Source organism: Pseudomonas juntendi (assembly GCF_009932375.1).
Classification (GTDB): Bacteria; Pseudomonadota; Gammaproteobacteria; order Pseudomonadales; family Pseudomonadaceae; genus Aquipseudomonas; species Aquipseudomonas juntendi.
This window is the reverse complement of sequence record NZ_BLJG01000068.1, coordinates 1-17,639: the sequence shown is the minus strand read 5'-3', so window position 1 is coordinate 17,639 and position 17,639 is coordinate 1. Positions and strand designations below refer to the sequence as shown.

Genomic DNA, 17,639 nt, shown 5'->3' with positions numbered 1-17,639 from the left:
TTCACTGAGTGGCAGAATGCCGTCTTGGCTGCGGCTTACCGTGCAGTCTAGAGCCGCCACGGGCGCCCGGCCATGACCGTACGGGACAGAACAGCAACCGAGAAGCACGTGGAGGATCGTGGATAGCACAAATTTTTGCCCGCCCAGGAAACCAAATGGATCGATCCGGGTCTCAGAAAGTGTGCGGTAAACCTTTGTGGATCAAGGACCTATCTCGTGACAAAACGTCTTGCAAGCCTTTCGCTGGTTGCTGTTGTACTGCTGACTGCAGGTTGCCACAGCCATCGCTACCATGACGACGATGGCTGGCGTGATCGCGACCGTGACCATCGCCACCACCGGCATGACCGCGACGATGACGACCGTCAATATCGCGGCGACCGTTACTAACGCCGAAGCGGCTACAGCCCCGGCTCGCCGCCGTTCAGGCGGCACCTTAACCTGGTGAAATTTTCGAGGTTCACATCATGCGTCTGACTCTGCCTTCCGTTGCCCTTGGCCTGCTGCTGTGCCAAGGCGCTTTCGCCGGTGATGGTACTGCCGCCATCGGCGGTGGCCTGGGTGGCGTACTGGGTAATGTGGTTGGTCAGCAATTAGGCGGCAAGACCGGCGCAGCCATTGGTGCTGGCGTTGGCGGCGCAGCAGGCAGTGCGGTAGGGGCTCGCAAGGGCAACCGTACCGAAGCGGCGCTGGGCGGCGGCCTGGGCTCGGCGGGCGGCTCATTGCTGGGCGGTGCAGTTGGCGGGCAGACCGGCTCGACCGTAGGCGCAGGCCTGGGTGGCGCCGCCGGGGGCGCCTTGGGCAACCATCTGGGCGACGACGACCGTGGCGGCAAGAAGCACCGCCGGCACCGTCACTGACCAGCCGAGCTGGACGGGGCCGCTGACGCCGATCGGCAGCAGCGGCCTTGAACCCTGCAGTACATCAACACCCCCTTCACCGCAAGCTGGCACACTGGCTGCTACTGTCTAACGTGCCCCTGTGTGAAGGAACACCCCCTCCCCATGAACCAAGAGTTGCTTTGGGTGCTTGGCCTGCTGGCCATCGTCATTGTCCTGTTCGTCATCAACCGCCCACGCATGGACGTGGTTGCGCTGATGGTGATCCTTGCCCTGCCGCTGCTGGGCATCCTCAGCGTGGAGCAGGCACTGGCCGGCTTCAGCGACCCCAATGTGGTGCTGATCGCCGCCTTGTTCGTGATCGGCGAGGGCCTGGTACGCACCGGCATTGCCTACCGCATTGGCGAGTGGATGAGCGAGCGGGCCGGCAACAGCGAGGCGCGCCTGCTGGTGCTGCTGATGGTGGCGGTAGCCGGCCTGGGCTCGATCATGAGTTCCACAGGCGTGGTCGCCATTTTCATCCCGGTGGTGCTGAGCATTGCCGCGCGCCTGCAGCTCTCGCCCAGCCGCCTGATGATGCCGCTGGCCTTCGCCGGCCTGATCAGCGGCATGCTCAGCCTGGTCGCCACGCCACCCAACGTAGTGGTGCACAGCGAGCTGGTACGCCATGGCCACGCCGGCTTCAGCTTCTTCAGTTTCACCCCCTTCGGCCTGGTAGTGCTGGTGTTGGGTGTCGGCTACATGCTACTGACCCGCAACTGGCTCAATGGCGAAGTGCGCAAGGACGGCCGCGTGGAAAGCCGCCGCACCCTGCTGGACCTGGTACTGGACTACAAGCTCAACGGGCGCGAGCGGCGCTTGCGCATCCGCCCCCACTCGCCGCTGATCGGCCATACCCTTGGCGAACTGGAACTGCGTACGCGGCATGGCGCCAACGTGATCGGTATCGAGCGCCAGCACAAGTTCACCACCCGGGTCATCACCGCCGATTCCAATACGGTGCTGCACCAGGGCGACGTGCTGCTGCTCGACCTGTTCGCCAACCATGACAACCTGCGTAGCCTGTGCCAGACCATGCAACTGGAGCCCCTGCACTTCAAGGCGGCTTATTTCATCGACCAATCCCAGGAACTGGGCATGGCCGAGGTGTCGCTGCCGCCTGGCTCGCAGCTGATCGGTAAAAGCATCCTTGAACTGGCGTTCCGTACCCGCTATGACCTCAACGTGGTCGGCCTGCGCCGCGAGCAAGCGGCGATTGAAGACCAGTTGGTAGAAGAAAAGCTGCGCCTTGGCGACACCCTGCTGGTGGTCGGCCCGTGGAAGGCTGTGCGCCTGCTGCAGGGCCAACCCAAGGACTTCCTGGTACTGAGCCTGCCTGCAGAGATCGACCAGGTAGCACCAGCCCGCACTCGCGCACCGCAGGCGTTGCTGAGCCTGGCAGTCATGGTGGGGCTGATGGTCAGCGGCGTGGTACCCAATGTCATCGCCGCGCTGATCGGCTGCCTGCTGATGGGCGCAGGCCGTTGCATCGACATGAACAGCGCCTACCGTGCCATCCACTGGCAAAGCCTGGTGCTGATCGTGGGCATGCTGCCATTTGCCCAGGCACTGCAGAAAACCGGCGGCATCGACCTGGCCGTGGGCGGCCTGGTCAGCGTGCTGGGCGGAGCCGGCCCCAGTGCCATTCTGGCCTGCCTGTTTGCGGTTACCGCGGTGATCGGCCTGTTCATCTCCAACACCGCCACGGCCGTGCTGATGGCACCCGTTGCGGTCAGCACGGCGGCGCAGCTGGGCATGTCGCCCTACCCGTTTGCCATGACCGTGGCGCTGGCTGCATCGGCGGCGTTCATGACGCCGGTGTCTTCGCCGGTCAACACCTTGGTGCTGGGCCCGGGCCAATACCGCTTCGCCGATTTCGTCAAGATCGGTGTGCCGTTCACCGTGCTGGTGATGCTGGTCACCGTGCTGATGGTGCCGTGGTTCTTCGGCCTGCAGTAAAAACGCCAAGCAGTAGCGGCAATTTGGCATTATTACGACCGGCCGCGGCAGATTGACATCAACTGCCATGACGAAACACACTGCCGAGCAAAGTCCCAGGTGCTACAAGGCGTTGTCCTGGATTTCGTCTCCGCTTGCCGGTCGAGCCCATGGTTTTCCCAGCCCCATCGCGCCTGTTGCCCTACGTTGCTCTGCTATGCCTGACCTTCGGCCTTACCTTGGGCGGCATTCTTGCGCGCCCGATCGAGTCCCTGTCATTGTTCTGGCCTGTGAATGCGGTACTGGCCGGCGTGTTGCTGCGGCACCCGCGCCAAGCCACGCTGGCCGGCTTCAGCCTGGTGTGGCTGGCCATGGTCGGCGCCGACCTGCTGTGCGGCAGCGCCTGGCTGCCCGCACTGTGGTTCAACCTGTGCAACCTGGGTGTCGTGGTCACTCTCTGGCTGCTGCTATCGCGCCTGCCCCGTGTGCACCGGCGCTTGCGCACCCCCCAGGGTGTACTCAGCGTGTTCGCCGCCTGTGCCGCCGGCGCCGTGGTCGCGGCCAGCATGGCAGCAGCCATGGCCGCGCCCTGGTTTGAACAGTCCCTTGGCGCCACCTGGCGGGCGTGGTTCAGCGAACAGTTCTCGACCAGTGTGCTGATCCTGCCCGTGCTGCTCACTGCACCCTCGATGCGAGCCCTGATACGCGGTGGCGCGCAGCCTGTACGGCTGGCACCGCTGCTGGGGCTGCTGGCCTCACTGGCGTTCAGCATTGCCTTCGGCGGCCCTGGCGCCATCGCCTTCCCCATCGCCGCACTGCTGTGGTGTGCCTGGACCTACTCGCCGTTTCTGGTGTCGCTGCTGGCACTTACCGCTGGGAGTACGCTGATCGTGGCCGTGGCACAAAACCTCATGCATTTCAGCGTGCCGCAAAGTGCGCCGGGGGTGACGACACTGTTGTCCGCGCGCCTGGGCATTGCCATGCTGGTGCTCGGGCCGCTGGTGGTGGCCTGCGTCAGCCAGGCCAACCGCAGCCTCATGGCCCGCCTGGCCCACCAGGCTACCATCGACCACCTCACCGGCGCGCTCTCCCGCAGCGCCTTCACCCGCCGCGCCAACGCGCTGCTGGACAGCCGGCAGCAGGCCCAGGCACTGCCACTGACCCTGATGATGCTGGACATCGACCATTTCAAGTCGATCAACGACGTCCATGGCCATGCCGTGGGCGACCAGGTGTTGCGCCAGTTCGCCGGCGCCCTGCAAGACCAGTTGCACAACAATGAACTGTTTGCCCGCCTGGGCGGCGAGGAGTTCGTCGTGGTGATGCCAGGCCTTGCGCCCGAGCGGGCCACGTTCACCGCCGAACGACTGCGCCGTGCCGTGCAGGACCTGCACGTGGTCCAGGGCGACAAATGCCTGCAAATTACGGTCAGCATTGGCGTGGCCGGCTGCGAAGCGCACATGCCGTCACCCAGCCTGGACCTGCTGCTGGCCAGCGCCGACCAGGCGCTGTACCGGGCCAAGGCCCACGGCCGCAACTGTGTGGAGCATGCCGACCCGCAGCGCCAGGTGGTGTGAGTCAGCCGACGAACACATCCCACGACAGCTTGGCGATCAGCACGCACAACAGCACCAGGAACAGCCCGCGAACGAAGCCCGCGCCCTTGCGCACGGCCAGCCAGGTGCCGGTCAACGCGCCAAGGATATTGCACAGGGCCATGGGCAGGGCAATGGCGTACAGCACGTTGCCCGACGGCACGAAAAACACCAGCGCCGCCAGGTTGGTGGCAATGTTCACGACCTTGGCCGAGGCCGATGCGTGCAGGAAATCCAGGGCGAAGAAGCGGATGAACAGGAAGATCAGGAAGCTGCCGGTGCCAGGGCCGAACAGGCCATCGTAGAAACCGATCGCCCCACCGATCAGCACTGCCAGGCATTGCTCCTTGCGGCCGATCCGGGCCGGTTTGTGCAGGGTGCCGAAGTCTTTCTTGCAGAACGTGTACACCGCCATCAGCACGATCAGCACCAACACCGCCGGGCGCATTACCCCCGGTGGCAGCAGCGACACCGTGGCAGCACCGGCGAACGACATGACAAAGGCGCTGACCGCCGCGGGCACGATCAAGCCCCAGTCCAACGTGACCTTGCGGATGAACGAACGCGCTGCGAAGGCCGTGCCACACACCGAAGCCAGCTTGTTGCTGCCTAGCAATGCCGCCGGTTGCGCGGTGGGTAGCACGTTGAACAACGCGGGAATCTGGATCAAGCCGCCGCCGCCCACGGCCGCATCGATCAGGCCGGCGGCAAAGGCGAATACAGAAAGTACAGCGATATCCATCATGACGCGGTTCCAGGCAGTGGGTACAGGTGCAAGGCTAACCAAAAGGGCGTGGCTGTGTTGAAATGCCATATTGCGAAAACTGCAACAAGGAGCAGCGCATGGCATTGGACATGCTGCGGGAAATTCAGGCGTTCGTCAGCGTCGCGCACAAGCGCAGTTTTGTCGCCGCGGCCCGGGCGTTAGGGCGTTCGCCCAGCGCGGTTACGCGCGCGGTGCAAACCCTGGAAGACAACGCCGGGAGCAAGTTGCTGAACCGCAACGCCAATGCGGTCACCCTGACCGCAGCGGGCGAACGCTTGCTGCCGCACGCCGAGCGCTTGCTGGATGTGCAACGTGATGCAGCCGACGAACTGGCTGCGCTCAGCGGGAACGCACAAGGCTGGATCCGCTTCGCCGTGCCGCAACTGCTGGCCGAACACCTGTTGCCCCAGGTGCTCGCGGATTTTTCCCGTCGCTACCCCCAAGTCACGCTGGATGTGCAGTACAGCGACGAAGCGCTCGACCCACTGCTGGGCAAGTTGGATTTTGCAGTACGCGGCGCCTTCCCGCAGTCCAGCGAACTGATCGGCTACCCGCTTTGGCCCTACCAGCGGCACTTGTATGCGAGCCCGGCGTACCTGGCCTTGGCCGGTACGCCGGCGCATCCCGAACAGCTGGAAGGCCACTCGCTGATCCTGCATACCGCACCGCGCATCCTCAAGGCCTGGCACTTTTGCCGCGATGGCCAGATTACCAGCGTGCGGCCCAGGCCGCGGTTGCGCCTGGCCTCGGGCACTGCGGTGTACCACGGCGCCCTGGCGGGTGCCGGTATCGCGCGCCTGGCAGCCTGGGTAGGCGAGGCGCAGGTCAAGGCCGGGCGCCTGGTGCGGGTATGCGCGCCATACCGCCTGACCTCCAGCACTGGCCAGGACCCGCAGATGCACGCGGTATACCCGGCTGGCGAGCTGCCCGCCCGGGTGCGCGACTTGCTGATAGCCCTGCGCCAGGCCGGCCGGGCGCCATGAACAGCCCTTCGAAAAGGCTGTTCAATTTCTGCTCAATTTAACAGAGCCCGCCACCGGCATGGCTTACAGCACTTTATCCACAGACCTACCCACGTTTTTTGTGGACAGATTTCCCAACGCAAAGAATGACTTATCCCACACCCAGCAATGCCGCATTGGCCAGCTTTACCAGCTCGATCCACTCTGACGTGCTGATATCCCCAGCCTGCTCCAGCGCTTGTGCATTGCGCAGCGCCTGCTCGTAACCCTGCTCATCCAACGTGCCCTCGGCGAGGAAACGGCTACGCCACTCCAGGGCGGCGCAGGCGCCTTTCTTGCATTCCATTAATGTGTCGACTCCCAGCGGAAAAGGCCGACCCGAATGAGCGGCGGCGGGAGACTACACGAGGTATTAATGCTTGAAAATGCCACGCAGCGACCGCTGGTCCAGCGATGCTGACGAAGGGAATAGTGGCCATTTGCCAGGAAATTGGGCCCGAGCTTGAGGTAGACGGGCCGCGCAGAAAAAACCGATCACCCTCAGCTTGGCGGAATGGTGCCAAGTAGACCGATCAGAATAGTGAGTAGCAGAAAACCCCCCAGGAACAGCGCCAGCTTGCCCATTGGAACCTCGACAGTTGTGAAGCGGGAATGGGCGTATTGTCGGGCCTGGGCTGATACGGTTACAGATTCAGGTTGGCGCAAAAAAAGCGTATCAGATGCAGCGCACGACACGTGGCAGCGTTGGGGCGCCCCTCAGCCCAATTGCTGAAGCTTCTCTGCCGGTAACCAGCCCAGCTCGCCGTTGCCATGGCGCCGACACCACAGCCACCCATTGAGCGGCCGCACCATCTGCACCAGTTGCCCCGGGTCGGCGTCCAGTTCGTGCGCACAGTAATGATCGAGCGCCCGCCCCTGGCAAACGCTGAGCCGTTCAATCAGCTGCGCGGGCACCCAGCCGGGCTCCTGGCCGGTGCAACTGCACAAATACCAGTCCTGCCAGCCAGGCTCGCCTTCATAGCGCGGGCCAATCTCCAGCAAAGTGCCTTTGGCAAAGCGGATAGGCCGCGGGTACTCACTGCGGTGGGATTCGATCACAACGTAGTGCATGGGCCTCTCCTTGGCCGGAAAACCTTCGCGCCAGGCTCAGGCGGCATATACCGCCCGTCATCGGCGCATGTATGGGGCGACAACGGCAATGATACATACCAAATGCCACGGTGTTTCGTGCGACATGCAGAGCATTGTGACAGCCCCTGTTTTGCAGAAGTTGCACCGGCCCGGGGTAGGTCCCGCACAGGTCGCTGAAGGCCCGGCACCTGCTGGCTGTGCAAGGTAAGTGCTACATAACATTTCCAAAGCTGATCGCGCCCTGCGCAGTGGGCCTGCCGAGGGAGAACCGGCCCAACCCAGCGGATACCGGATGCCAGACGGCACGTGGCGACATATACAGAAATGCATCTTGTAGGAAACTTTACCGCTCAATGTAGGAAATACCGCGAACACCAGATTTTCCTGTATGAAACATCAGTTTCTAGAGGTAATTCGAGCTGCTACGGTCCATGTTTCCTACAACGGCACGGAAGCCCACAGTGTGAGAAGCCCATGGACCCTTTCAACGCTTCAGCCCTGAAACTGCAGAAAAACCTGCTGAACCTGCGCATTGAGCGGGACCGCCTGAGAAGTGCGGGCAAACACCAGGAAGCTGATCAACTTGCCCAGTCTGTCGCGCAACTGGAGGCGGCTCTGCAGCAGTTGCCAGATGACCTCAAACCAAACACCTTGCAGTAAGAATACCCACGCGGTGCCCCCAGCCGGTGAAGCCTGCCGGGCTGAAAAGCGCCGCCTGGGGGCCCGCACAACGATCCCCTGCGGCCGGCTGACGCTGCCCCGCATCCACAATTCCACTGGCCTTGATCCTATTAATTAATTGGAGGCAAGCGCTCATCCGCCTTACCGTGGCAAGCCACCAAGCCCCAGTAGAAAAGGCCAGTTCCATGAACGACCGTGAGTTCATCAATGCCATCGATGCCGATGGCCTGCCCCTGCACATTGCCGTCAGCAACGGCCGCATCAGCCACATTGGCGCGCAGCGCGCCGGCACCCCGGCCCGCGAAACGATCGACCTGGAAGGCTTGCTGGTATTGCCGGGTTTCGTTGATGGCCACATTCACCTGGACAAGAGCTTCGTGGGTGATCGCTGGCGCCCGCACCAACCTGTCGCCAGCCTGCGCGAGCGCCTGGCCGTGGAAAAACGTGAGCTGGCGAGCGCACCGCCCATCATCGAGCGCGCCGACGCGCTGATGCGTCAGGCAGCTGCGTACGGCACCTTGGCCATGCGTTGCCATGTGGACGTGGACGCCACCACGGGCCTGAGTCACCTGCACGCCATGCTCGAAGCCCGAGACAACTGGAAACACCTGCTCGACATCGAGCTGGTGGCCTTCCCCCAGGCCGGCGTGGTCACCTGCCCTGGCACCGCCCAGGTCATGGAGGCCGCTATCGGCGAAGGGGCTCAGGTGGTTGGCGGCATCGACCCCACCACCTTGGACGGCGACGCTGACGCCCAGCTGGATATCGTCTTCGGCATCGCTGAGCGGCATGGCGTTAAAGTCGATATCCACCTGCATGAACCCGGCGATATCTGCATCGCCCAACTTCAGCGCATTGCCGCGCGCACCCAGGCCCTGGGCATGCAAGGCCTAGTTGCGGTCAGCCACGCCTACGGCCTGGGCGACGTCACCGACGCGGTGGTCGACCACACCGCCGAAGCGTTGGCGGGCGCAGGTATCTCGATCATGACCAATGCCCCGGGCGACCGTGCCTTTCCGCCGGTGCTGCGCTTGCGCGCCGGGGGTGTGCAGGTGTTCACCGGCAACGACAACATCCAGGATGCCTGGTGGCCGTATGGCAATGGCGACATGCTGCAGCGGGCGATGCTGGTCGGTTACCGCTCGGGGTTCAACACCGACGAAGAGCTGCGGGTGGCGCTGCAGATGGCGACCGAGGCCAGTGCTGCGGTCATGGGCAAGCAGGATTACGGCCTGCACCTGGGTAACGAGGCCAGCTTCGTGTTGTTGAGGGCGCCCAATGCGGCGGCCGCGGTGGCGGCTGCCATTCATGAACGGGTGATCGTCCGCCACGGCGCGTTCTGGGGCGGGCCTGCACAGGTGCACCTGCAGGCTGGCCAGTTCGCTGCCGAACTGCGGCGCTGACAACAGCCCTGGCCGGCTTCGGCACTCAAGCGGCAGCCGCCCGTTTGCCCTCTTCGCTGGTCTCGAACTGCCCGACCAGCTTCTGCAACTTGCCGGCATCCACCCGCACCTTCTGCGCACTGCTCTGCAACACCACCGCAGTCTGGCGCATCTCGTGGGAAGACTGGTTGACCTGCTCGATGGTCTTGCCATATTCCAGGCTGCGCCGGTTGAGCTGCTGGATGATCGCGAACATACCCTCCACCGCCTGGTGCAGTTGCACGTTTTCGGACGAGGCGTCCTCGGCCAGGCGCAGGCTGCTGTCCACGTCCTGCACGCCCCGCTCCATGAAACTCACGGCCTGACGGGTCTCACCCTGCAGGCTCTCGACCATGGTGCGTATGTCATCGGCAGCCCGCGCCGTTCGCGCCGCCAGGCTGCGCACCTCGTCGGCCACCACGGCAAAACCACGGCCGTGCTCGCCAGCGCGCGCCGCCTCGATCGCAGCATTGAGCGCCAACAGGTTGGTCTGGTTGGTAATGTCACTGATCAACCCGGTGATGTTGTCGATCTCGACCATGCGGCTGTCAAGGCGTTGCACACTGGAGGACGAGCGCGCCACCACGTCGCGGATCGACTGCGTACCGGCCTGCACCGCCTGGAACTGCTCGCGGGCGCGGGTGACCACTTCGTCCATGGCCTGCTTCATCTGCTCGGCGCTGACCGAGGCCTGCTGCAATTCGCCCAACTGCTCTTCCATGATGATCATCATCTGATGCACGGCCTCGGCCACGTCAGCCGAAGTGACGCTGGCATCCTGGCTACGGCCCAGCATCATCTGGTTGGTGACGCCCACCGTGTGGCTGGCCTTGACCACCTGCCCTACCACTGCATCCAGGCGGTCGATGAAGCTGTTGATCCAGCGGGCCATGTCGCCGCTTTCATCGTTACCCACCGTGTGGGTATCCAGCCGCTGGCGCAGGTTGCCCTCACCCTCGGCGATGGTCCGCAGCACATTGCTCATGCCATTGAGGCGCGCCGCCACACGGCGCGGCCCGAGCATGCCGAACAGCACCGCGGCGGCGAGCATGGCCAAGGCTTCGACCACCTCGTTCAGGCCCTGCGGCAGGCCCGCGTAGTGCTGCACCAGGTAGTTGCAACCGAACAGGCCGACCATCGTCGCAAGGTAGGGCTTCATCAAGCCATAACTGAGCGAGCGGCGCCGGTACACTTCCTCGAGGTCTGCCTCGCACATCATTCCCCAGCGGTCCGGCGAGCCCGGCAGCTGGAAGGTCACGCCCTTGCCCACCACTGGCACATGGCGGTAGTCGGAATACCCGGGGTAGGTAACGAACACATTGGCGCCGCAACGGATGGTTTCGCGTACCCCCGGGTGCAGCTCGCGGGTGGATGGGTCGGTGAAACGCAGCTCCAGCTCGGTATGGCGCTGCACCTGCACGGTGCCCCACGCGGTGTGAACGCCGTTTTTCAGGTTCTCGCCGTGGGTGAAGGTGGCATCCTCGAAACGCGAGCGCGACAACGCCGTACCCGGCTGGATCGTCGGGTCGAAGCGCGACTGCGCCATGAACAGGTAGTTGTCACCCGATTCGGCGTAAATATGCCCGGCCTCGCGCTGGATCAGATCGCCCAGCACATCGTTGGGTACGCGACCACAGAGGCAACCCACGACGTTGCCGGTAACCTTCAGAGGCTGGTAGAACATCAGGGTTACCTCATCGTGAAAGCGCGAAGAGGACGGGCCGATGCTCAAGGTCAGCGGGTCGCAATAGGGGCCGTGCAAAAATGGCGCCTTCAGCCCCTGCGCCAGCGCACGGGTGTGCTCGATGGGCGCTGTTGCCCGTTGCGGCCAGGTCGAGGCAAGCACCTTGCCAGTGGGGTCGACGACGAACAGCTCGGAGAAGTCCTCGGCCTGGGCCAGCTTGTCCTGCAATTGCGCGCTGCCCAGCCGGTCAAAGCCGGGGACCAGTTGCTCGGCCAGCTCGGCCAGGTGCTCCCATTGTTCGTGCGCCCACTCCTGCAGCAAACGGACGCGGGTCTGGGCAATGGCCTCGAAGGTTTGCTCGATTTGCGGATAATTTGCCCGGTTCAAGTGACATGCCCAGCCCATGCTGAACTTGCCGGTTTTGCCAAACCAGGGCAGCCAGCCCTTCTCTTGGGATGACAACTGCATAGAAGCACTGGAAAGCGACATTATCTTCACCATAAGCGACATCGAATGGCAATTTGATAGCAAGTCGCAGGCCAATAGAGGCATCGGGGTAGAATCACGGTTTACCACCGCATCCCGCCCGCTAAGGGTGCAAAAACACGCCAGTCAGGTCGCGGGTTGCACCATGCAGGGGCAAAGGGAGGCGCCAAGCCCCTGAGCGCACGCGACTGCACCGCCGTTCGGGGTGCTCGCAGATCGCACAACAGTTCGATAATCGCACGAATTCCGCCAAACCCCCTCTACTGTAGCCCTGTCTTGCGGCACGCTATGGCCAAAGTCAGCAAGCAATTGCACATGCTGACAGGCCCATCGCTTTACAGGCGCCGGCCAGCCCGACAACTCCAACTCCAGGAACAACCAGGAGCTCGCCTTGATCAATAAAACGTACGAGTCCATCGCCAGCGCGGTGGAAGGGATCACCGACGGATCGACCATCATGGTCGGTGGCTTCGGCACTGCCGGCATGCCGTCCGAGCTGATCGATGGCCTGATCGCCACCGGCGCCCGCGACCTCACCATCATCAGCAACAACGCCGGTAACGGCGAGATCGGCCTGGCAGCCTTGCTGATGGCCGGCTGCGTGCGCAAGGTGATCTGCTCGTTCCCGCGCCAGTCCGACTCGTACGTGTTCGACGAACTGTACCGCGCCGGCAAGATCGAACTGGAGGTGGTACCCCAGGGCAACCTGGCCGAGCGTATCCGCGCAGCGGGCTCGGGCATTGGTGCGTTCTTCTCGCCGACCGGCTACGGCACGCTGCTGGCCGAAGGCAAGGAAACCCGTGAAATCGACGGCCGCATGTACGTGCTGGAAATGCCGCTGCACGCCGACTTTGCGCTGATCAAGGCGCACAAAGGCGACCGTTGGGGCAACCTGGTCTACCGCAAGGCGGCGCGCAACTTCGGCCCGATCATGGCCATGGCCGCCAAGACGGCCATCGCCCAGGTCGACCAGGTTGTCGAACTGGGTGAACTGGACCCGGAACACATCATTACCCCGGGTATCTTCGTCCAGCGCGTCGTCGCCGTCACCGGCACCAGCGCTGCTTCGCCTGCCACCGCTGAATGAGGCCTGCCATGACCATCACCAAAAAGCTCTCCCGTACCGAGATGGCCCAGCGCGTGGCCGCAGACATTCAGGAAGGTGCCTACGTAAACCTCGGCATCGGCGCACCAACCCTGGTGGCCAATTACCTGGGTGACAAGGAAGTATTCCTGCACAGCGAAAACGGCCTGCTGGGCATGGGCCCTAGCCCGGCCCCGGGCGAAGAAGACGATGACCTGATCAATGCCGGCAAGCAGCACGTGACGCTGTTGACCGGTGGCGCTTTCTTCCACCATGCCGACTCGTTCTCGATGATGCGCGGTGGCCACCTGGACATCGCGGTACTGGGTGCCTTCCAGGTTTCGGTCAAGGGCGACCTGGCCAACTGGCACACCGGCGCCGAGGGTTCGATCCCGGCGGTGGGCGGCGCGATGGACCTGGCCACCGGCGCGCGCCAGGTGTTCGTGATGATGGACCACCTGACCAAGACAGGCGAAAGCAAGCTGGTGCCTGAATGCACCTACCCGCTGACTGGTATTGGTTGCGTCAGCCGTATCTACACCGACCTGGCAGTGCTGGAAGTTACGGCTGATGGGTTGAAAGTGATCGAAATATGCGCAGACATCGACTTCGATGAACTGCAGAAACTCAGCGGTGTGCCACTGATCCAGTGATCGAGCGCAGACGCCCGCTGTACAGGCAGCCTCGCGGCAAATGATCGATAACCGTATTCGGGTTCATCTGAATGCGGTTATTCGGTAGACTAGCGCCCGGGTGTCTGCTGCATGGTGCAGTGAGGCAGGTTAAAGAACAGCGCAGGTCGGGCCGCCATGCGGGAGTACTTGCGCCTATGCCTAAAACAGATTTGCCTCGCGCCCAGAAACTGGCCGAGCGCGCCTTCGCCAGCCTTCAACGCTTTTTGCACATCGAAGCAGTCAGTGGCATCGTGCTGTTGGTTGCCGCTATCGCCGCCCTTGTCTGGGCAAATTCCCCTGCCGCCGACAGTTATGAAGCCCTGTGGCACGCCCCGATAACGTTCGGCGTGGGCTCGCACGTGTATGCGCAGTCGCTGCATTTCTGGGTCAATGATGGGCTGATGACCATCTTTTTCCTGGTGGTGGGCATGGAGATCCGCCGCGAAATCCACGAGGGTGCCCTGGCCAGCCTGCGCCAGGCCATGCTGCCCATGGCCGCTGCGGTCGGCGGCGTAGCCGCACCGGCGCTTCTCTACCTCGGTATCGTTCATTCGCCAGCCGACCAACAGGGTTGGGCAGTGCCAACGGCCACCGATATCGCTTTTGCGGTAGGCGTCTTGGCCCTGCTGGGCAAGTCGATTCCGTCCAACGTACGTGTGTTTCTGCTTGCCCTGGCGATCATCGATGACATTATCGCTGTGCTGATCATCGCGGTCTTCTACTCGGGCGGCCTCGACTACAGCGGTTTCGGCGTCGCGGCGATCGGCCTGCTGATGGTAATCGCGCTGCAGAAGATTGGTGTGGGATCGGCCTACGCCTATATCGTGCCCGGTGCGATCGTTTGGCTAGGCATCCTGTTGACCGGTGCCCACCCGACCCTCGCCGGCGTTGTGCTCGGGCTGATGACCCCGGTAGCCGCCATGCCGATGCGTGAGCGCCCTCTGGACGCCATTAGCCGCTTCACCAACGAGTTGCTGGGCCGCGCCAAAGCGCCAGAGCGCGATGCCAGTGAACTCATCGACCCACTGAAACGCCTGCGCCTGGCCCAGCGCGAACTGCTGCCGCCGGTGGTGCGGATGCAAGGCACGCTGCACCCTTGGGTAGCCTACGGCATCATGCCAGTGTTTGCCCTGGCCAATGCCGGGGTCAGCCTGGCTGGGGTCGACCTGTCTGCGGCGGGCCCACAATGGGTCATGATCGCCGTGGTAGTCGCCCTGGTCGCAGGCAAGCCCTTGGGCATCATCAGCGTCAGCTGGTTGATGGTACGCCTGGGCTGGTGCGCGCTTCCCGCCGGGGTGAACTGGCGCAGCATCACGCTGGTGGGCCTGTTGGCCGGTATCGGTTTCACCATGTCGATCTTCATCGCCAACCTGGCGTTCGTCGACCCCGGCTCACTGGGGGCAGCCAAACTTGGCGTGCTATCGGCCTCGGTGATCGCGGCGGTGTTGGGGCTGACCTGGGGCGTATGTAGCGTGCGCCGTGCAGCTCCTGCAGGCAACCTGGGTTCGTCAACCTAGCAGCGCCTGCACCGGGCCGCTTTGCCGGGCTGGCCGGGGCTGAAATGCCCTGGCCAGCCCGGCGGCCCTTTGCAATCTACAGGAGCAGCCGGCGCCGCCGATGCTGGCATGAGCATGAGGCAAAAAACCATCGCCCACAAAAAAGCCCCATTTTCAGGGGCTTTGATGAAGAATATGGCGGAAGCGTAGAGATTCGAACTCTAGGATAGTTGCCCATCGACGGTTTTCAAGACCGTTGCCTTAAACCACTCGGCCACGCTTCCAGCTCGTTTGCGGCCGCCATAATACCGTAATGAAACAAGCTGTCAAACTCTCTGTGTCGCGGGTTGCAATGGCTCTGGTAGACTCCCATCATCTGAACGTTCGAAACCACAGGTTTACCAAGGAGTGTCGCCATGCGCGAACAGGATTATGCCGTACATCACGGCCAGCAGGTCGAGCAGCAGGAGATCAGCAAGGTCCTGCGCAACACGTACAGTCTGCTGGCGCTCACCCTCGCCTTCAGCGGCGTCATGGCCTTCGTTGCCCAGCAAATGCGTGTCGGCTACCCGAACGTGTTCGTGGTGCTGATCGGCTTCTACGGGCTGTTCTTCCTGACCAACAAGCTGCGTGATTCGGCCTGGGGCCTGGTCTCCACCTTCGCCCTTACCGGCTTCATGGGCTTCATTCTCGGCCCAATCCTCAACCGCTACCTGGGCATGGCCGGTGGTGCCGAGGTTGTCAGCTCGGCATTTGCCATGACTGCCCTGGTGTTCGGTGGTCTGTCGGCTTACGTACTGATTACCCGCAAGGACATGAGCTTCCTCAGTGGCTTCATCACTGCCGGCTTCTTTGTGCTGCTGGGTGCGGTCGTGGCCAGCTTCTTCTTCCAGATCAGCGGCCTGCAACTGGCAATCAGCGCTGGCTTCGTGCTGTTCTCGTCGGTGTGCATCCTGTTCCAGACCAGCGCGATCATTCACGGTGGTGAGCGGAACTACATCATGGCCACCATCAGCCTGTATGTATCCATCTACAACCTGTTCGTCAGCCTGCTCCAGCTGTTTGGCATCATGGGGCGTGATGACTGATTGTTGTAGCTTGTGAGAAAGCCCGCTTCGGCGGGCTTTTTTGTGGGTGTGGGAAAGGCATGCCGGTGTTCGCCTTCAGCATGGGTTAACCGGCGCGGCAGTGCACATTCGCGGCGGGCGGTTTTTGACTGAAAAGTCAGGTAATTAAGCATAGGGTCGCCGATCATGTCGGCATCGTGCTTTGCTCTACCGCAATCTGCCTTCACCCCGTAGAATGCGCTCCTTTTTTCTTCAGGGGCAGCTTTCCGCCATGAGCACACATGAACACAGCCCAGCAGCATCGGCCCCCGCCAATGAGCTGGTGCTTGGCCTCGAGGACAAGCCTCGGCTGCTGATCGGGCTGCTGGCGGCGCTGCAACACCTGCTGGCGATCATCGTGCCGATCGTGACGCCCGGGCTGTTGATCTGCCAGGCGCTGGGGGTGTCCGCGCGGGACACCAACCTGATCGTCTCCATGTCGCTGGTAATCTCCGGTATCGCCACATTCGTGCAGTGCAAGCGCTTCGGGCCGTTTGGCGCCGGGTTGCTGATCGTGCAGGGCACCAGCTTCAACTTCGTGGGCCCGCTGATTGCCGGGGGTGCGCTGATGGTCAAGCAAGGCACGCCAGTCGAAGGTGTGATGGCCGCCATCTTTGGCGTGGTCATCGCTGGCTCGTTCGTCGAAATGGGCGTTTCGCGCATCCTGCCCTTCGTCAAACGCCTGATCACCCCGCTGGTCACCGGCATTGTCGTGCTGATGATCGGCCTGACGCTGATCAAGGTCGGCCTGATCAGTATGGGTGGCGGCTTCGGTGCGATGGCCAATGGCACCTTCGCCAATGGCGAGAACCTGCTGTTGTCGGGTGTGGTGCTGGCCATTATCGTGATCCTCAACCGTATTCCGGTGGTGTGGATGCGCAGCTGTGCCATCGTTATTGCCCTGGCGGTCGGCTATGCGCTGGCGGGCTATATGGGCCGCCTGGACTTCACCGGTATGCATGAGGCCGCGCTGTTTCAGGTGCCGACGCCGCTGCACTTCGGCCTGAGCTTCTCGTGGGCGCTGTTCATTCCGATGCTGGTGATCTACCTGGTGACGTCGCTGGAAGCCATTGGTGACGTGACCGCCACCAGCAAGGTGTCGCGCCAGCCAGTCGAAGGCCCGGTGTGGATGCAGCGGATCAAGGGTGGTGTGCTGGTCAACGGCGCCAACTCGCTGTTGGCGGGCTTGTTCAACACCTTCCCGAGCTCGATCTTTGCCCAGAACAACGGGGTGATTCAGCTGACGGGTATCGCCAGCCGCCACATTGGTATGTGGATTGCCGTGATGCTGGTGCTGCTGGGGCTGTTCCCGAGTGTTGCCGGAGTTATCCAGGCGGTGCCGGAGCCGGTGCTGGGTGGTGCGGCCATGGTCATGTTCGGCGCGGTTGCGGCGTCTGGGATAAATATCCTGGCCAGTACTCGGCTGGATCGTCGGGCGCTGCTGATTATCTCTGTTTCCCTGGCCTTGGGCCTGGGTGTGGCGCAGGTGCCGGAGTTCTTGGCACACATGCCGGCGGCGGTGCGCAATGTGCTGGAGTCGGGCGTGGCGACCGGTGGCATCTGTGCCCTGGTACTGAACTGGTTCTTGCCGGAGAGCAAGGAACAGGCTTGAGGCCTTCTCCCTTCTGACAGGGCCTTGCGCAATCCCGGTAGGAGCGGCCTCGTGTCGCGATGGGCTGCGAAGCAGCCCCAGCAATTTGTGCATTTGCGCTGAAGCCCCGGGCTGCTTTGCAGCCC

General features: G+C 63.0%; 16 protein-coding genes and 1 tRNA gene. 12 read left to right on the top strand and 5 right to left on the bottom strand.

Going from position 1 to position 17,639, the window contains the following annotated elements; all coding sequences use genetic code 11:
• The first annotated feature begins 216 nt into the window (after window positions 1–216).
• The 4 genes from GYA94_RS27655 (at window position 217) to GYA94_RS10190 (ending at window position 4,393) form a co-directional block, all read left to right on the top strand.
• Window positions 217–390, top strand: coding sequence for a hypothetical protein (locus GYA94_RS27655; RefSeq protein WP_167524220.1), 174 nt, complete (start codon window positions 217–219; stop codon window positions 388–390).
• Window positions 391–467: 77 nt separating this feature from the next.
• Window positions 468–860 carry a glycine zipper domain-containing protein gene (locus tag GYA94_RS10200; RefSeq protein WP_009682112.1) on the top strand — a complete coding sequence of 131 codons (393 nt, stop codon included), beginning with the start codon at window positions 468–470 and terminating at the stop codon, window positions 858–860.
• A 144-nt stretch (window positions 861–1,004) separates the two neighbouring features.
• On the top strand, window positions 1,005–2,837 hold the full coding sequence (locus GYA94_RS10195; protein WP_161892259.1) for an SLC13 family permease: 1,833 nt from the start codon (window positions 1,005–1,007) through the stop codon (window positions 2,835–2,837).
• Between the two features lie 134 nt (window positions 2,838–2,971).
• Window positions 2,972–4,393, top strand: a complete 1,422-nt coding sequence (locus tag GYA94_RS10190; RefSeq protein WP_161892258.1) for a GGDEF domain-containing protein — start codon at window positions 2,972–2,974, stop codon at window positions 4,391–4,393.
• Window position 4,394: 1 nt separating this feature from the next.
• Here GYA94_RS10190 and GYA94_RS10185 read toward each other — a convergent pair whose 3' ends face one another.
• Window positions 4,395–5,156, bottom strand: coding sequence for a sulfite exporter TauE/SafE family protein (locus tag GYA94_RS10185; RefSeq protein ID WP_009682109.1), 762 nt, complete (start codon window positions 5,154–5,156; stop codon window positions 4,395–4,397).
• Window positions 5,157–5,254: 98 nt separating this feature from the next.
• Here GYA94_RS10185 and GYA94_RS10180 point away from each other — a divergent pair, with 98 nt between their 5' ends.
• Complete coding sequence (locus tag GYA94_RS10180; RefSeq protein ID WP_161892257.1) at window positions 5,255–6,160, top strand: LysR family transcriptional regulator; 906 nt, start codon at window positions 5,255–5,257, stop codon at window positions 6,158–6,160.
• A gap of 130 nt (window positions 6,161–6,290) precedes the next feature.
• Here GYA94_RS10180 and GYA94_RS10175 read toward each other — a convergent pair whose 3' ends face one another.
• Entirely contained in the window at window positions 6,291–6,485 is a 195-nt protein-coding gene (locus GYA94_RS10175) for a hypothetical protein (protein WP_029885002.1), read from the bottom strand.
• A gap of 410 nt (window positions 6,486–6,895) precedes the next feature.
• Window positions 6,896–7,249, bottom strand: coding sequence for an SH3 domain-containing protein (locus GYA94_RS10170; RefSeq protein ID WP_029885003.1), 354 nt, complete (start codon window positions 7,247–7,249; stop codon window positions 6,896–6,898).
• Window positions 7,250–7,744: 495 nt separating this feature from the next.
• Between GYA94_RS10170 and GYA94_RS28165 the strand changes: the two genes are divergently transcribed.
• Together GYA94_RS28165 and GYA94_RS10160 are read left to right on the top strand one after the other, a co-directional pair.
• Window positions 7,745–7,930, top strand: a complete 186-nt coding sequence (locus GYA94_RS28165; protein ID WP_029885004.1) for a hypothetical protein — start codon at window positions 7,745–7,747, stop codon at window positions 7,928–7,930.
• A 206-nt stretch (window positions 7,931–8,136) separates the two neighbouring features.
• Window positions 8,137–9,354: an amidohydrolase family protein gene (locus tag GYA94_RS10160; RefSeq protein WP_029885005.1), complete on the top strand. Its 1,218-nt coding sequence runs from the start codon at window positions 8,137–8,139 to the stop codon at window positions 9,352–9,354.
• A 25-nt stretch (window positions 9,355–9,379) separates the two neighbouring features.
• On the opposite strand, the gene GYA94_RS28655 is transcribed toward GYA94_RS10160, so the two are convergent.
• Entirely contained in the window at window positions 9,380–10,030 is a 651-nt protein-coding gene (locus GYA94_RS28655) for a methyl-accepting chemotaxis protein (protein ID WP_370593820.1), read from the bottom strand.
• 1,903 nt (window positions 10,031–11,933) lie between these two features.
• Here GYA94_RS28655 and GYA94_RS10150 point away from each other — a divergent pair.
• From GYA94_RS10150 to nhaA, 3 genes are all read left to right on the top strand, one after another.
• Window positions 11,934–12,629 (top strand): 3-oxoacid CoA-transferase subunit A, encoded by a 696-nt coding sequence (locus GYA94_RS10150; RefSeq protein WP_161892255.1) that lies wholly within the window; start codon window positions 11,934–11,936, stop codon window positions 12,627–12,629.
• A gap of 8 nt (window positions 12,630–12,637) precedes the next feature.
• Window positions 12,638–13,279, top strand: a complete 642-nt coding sequence (locus GYA94_RS10145) for a 3-oxoacid CoA-transferase subunit B (protein WP_110677133.1) — start codon at window positions 12,638–12,640, stop codon at window positions 13,277–13,279.
• A 176-nt stretch (window positions 13,280–13,455) separates the two neighbouring features.
• On the top strand, window positions 13,456–14,817 hold the full coding sequence (gene nhaA, locus GYA94_RS10140; protein WP_110677135.1) for a Na+/H+ antiporter NhaA: 1,362 nt from the start codon (window positions 13,456–13,458) through the stop codon (window positions 14,815–14,817).
• Window positions 14,818–14,992: 175 nt separating this feature from the next.
• On the opposite strand, the gene GYA94_RS10135 is transcribed toward nhaA, so the two are convergent.
• Window positions 14,993–15,080, bottom strand: a tRNA-Ser gene (locus GYA94_RS10135).
• Window positions 15,081–15,212: 132 nt separating this feature from the next.
• On the opposite strand from GYA94_RS10135, the gene GYA94_RS10130 reads away from it, so the two are divergent.
• Together GYA94_RS10130 and GYA94_RS10125 are read left to right on the top strand one after the other, a co-directional pair.
• The gene (locus GYA94_RS10130) at window positions 15,213–15,884 is read left to right on the top strand and encodes a Bax inhibitor-1/YccA family protein (protein WP_003251184.1); all 672 of its coding nucleotides are present in this window, start codon (window positions 15,213–15,215) and stop codon (window positions 15,882–15,884) included.
• A gap of 250 nt (window positions 15,885–16,134) precedes the next feature.
• On the top strand, window positions 16,135–17,514 hold the full coding sequence (locus GYA94_RS10125) for a nucleobase:cation symporter-2 family protein (RefSeq protein WP_110676044.1): 1,380 nt from the start codon (window positions 16,135–16,137) through the stop codon (window positions 17,512–17,514).
• Window positions 17,515–17,639: the final 125 nt, after the last annotated feature.

Excerpts from the sequence above, each read along its gene's own strand:
- GYA94_RS10200 (WP_009682112.1), top strand. The coding sequence starts at position 468 with ATGCGTCTGACTCTGCCTTCCGTTGCCCTTGGCCTGCTGCTGTGCCAA.
- GYA94_RS10195 (WP_161892259.1), top strand. The coding sequence starts at position 1,005 with ATGAACCAAGAGTTGCTTTGGGTGCTTGGCCTGCTGGCCATCGTCATT.
- GYA94_RS10185 (WP_009682109.1), bottom strand. The coding sequence starts at position 5,156 with ATGATGGATATCGCTGTACTTTCTGTATTCGCCTTTGCCGCCGGCCTG.
- GYA94_RS10180 (WP_161892257.1), top strand. The coding sequence starts at position 5,255 with ATGGCATTGGACATGCTGCGGGAAATTCAGGCGTTCGTCAGCGTCGCG.
- GYA94_RS10175 (WP_029885002.1), bottom strand. The coding sequence starts at position 6,485 with ATGGAATGCAAGAAAGGCGCCTGCGCCGCCCTGGAGTGGCGTAGCCGT.
- GYA94_RS10170 (WP_029885003.1), bottom strand. The coding sequence starts at position 7,249 with ATGCACTACGTTGTGATCGAATCCCACCGCAGTGAGTACCCGCGGCCT.
- GYA94_RS28165 (WP_029885004.1), top strand. The coding sequence starts at position 7,745 with ATGGACCCTTTCAACGCTTCAGCCCTGAAACTGCAGAAAAACCTGCTG.
- GYA94_RS10160 (WP_029885005.1), top strand. The coding sequence starts at position 8,137 with ATGAACGACCGTGAGTTCATCAATGCCATCGATGCCGATGGCCTGCCC.
- GYA94_RS28655 (WP_370593820.1), bottom strand. The coding sequence starts at position 10,030 with ATGGACGAAGTGGTCACCCGCGCCCGCGAGCAGTTCCAGGCGGTGCAG.
- GYA94_RS10145 (WP_110677133.1), top strand. The coding sequence starts at position 12,638 with ATGACCATCACCAAAAAGCTCTCCCGTACCGAGATGGCCCAGCGCGTG.
- nhaA (WP_110677135.1), top strand. The coding sequence starts at position 13,456 with ATGCCTAAAACAGATTTGCCTCGCGCCCAGAAACTGGCCGAGCGCGCC.
- GYA94_RS10130 (WP_003251184.1), top strand. The coding sequence starts at position 15,213 with ATGCGCGAACAGGATTATGCCGTACATCACGGCCAGCAGGTCGAGCAG.
- GYA94_RS10125 (WP_110676044.1), top strand. The coding sequence starts at position 16,135 with ATGAGCACACATGAACACAGCCCAGCAGCATCGGCCCCCGCCAATGAG.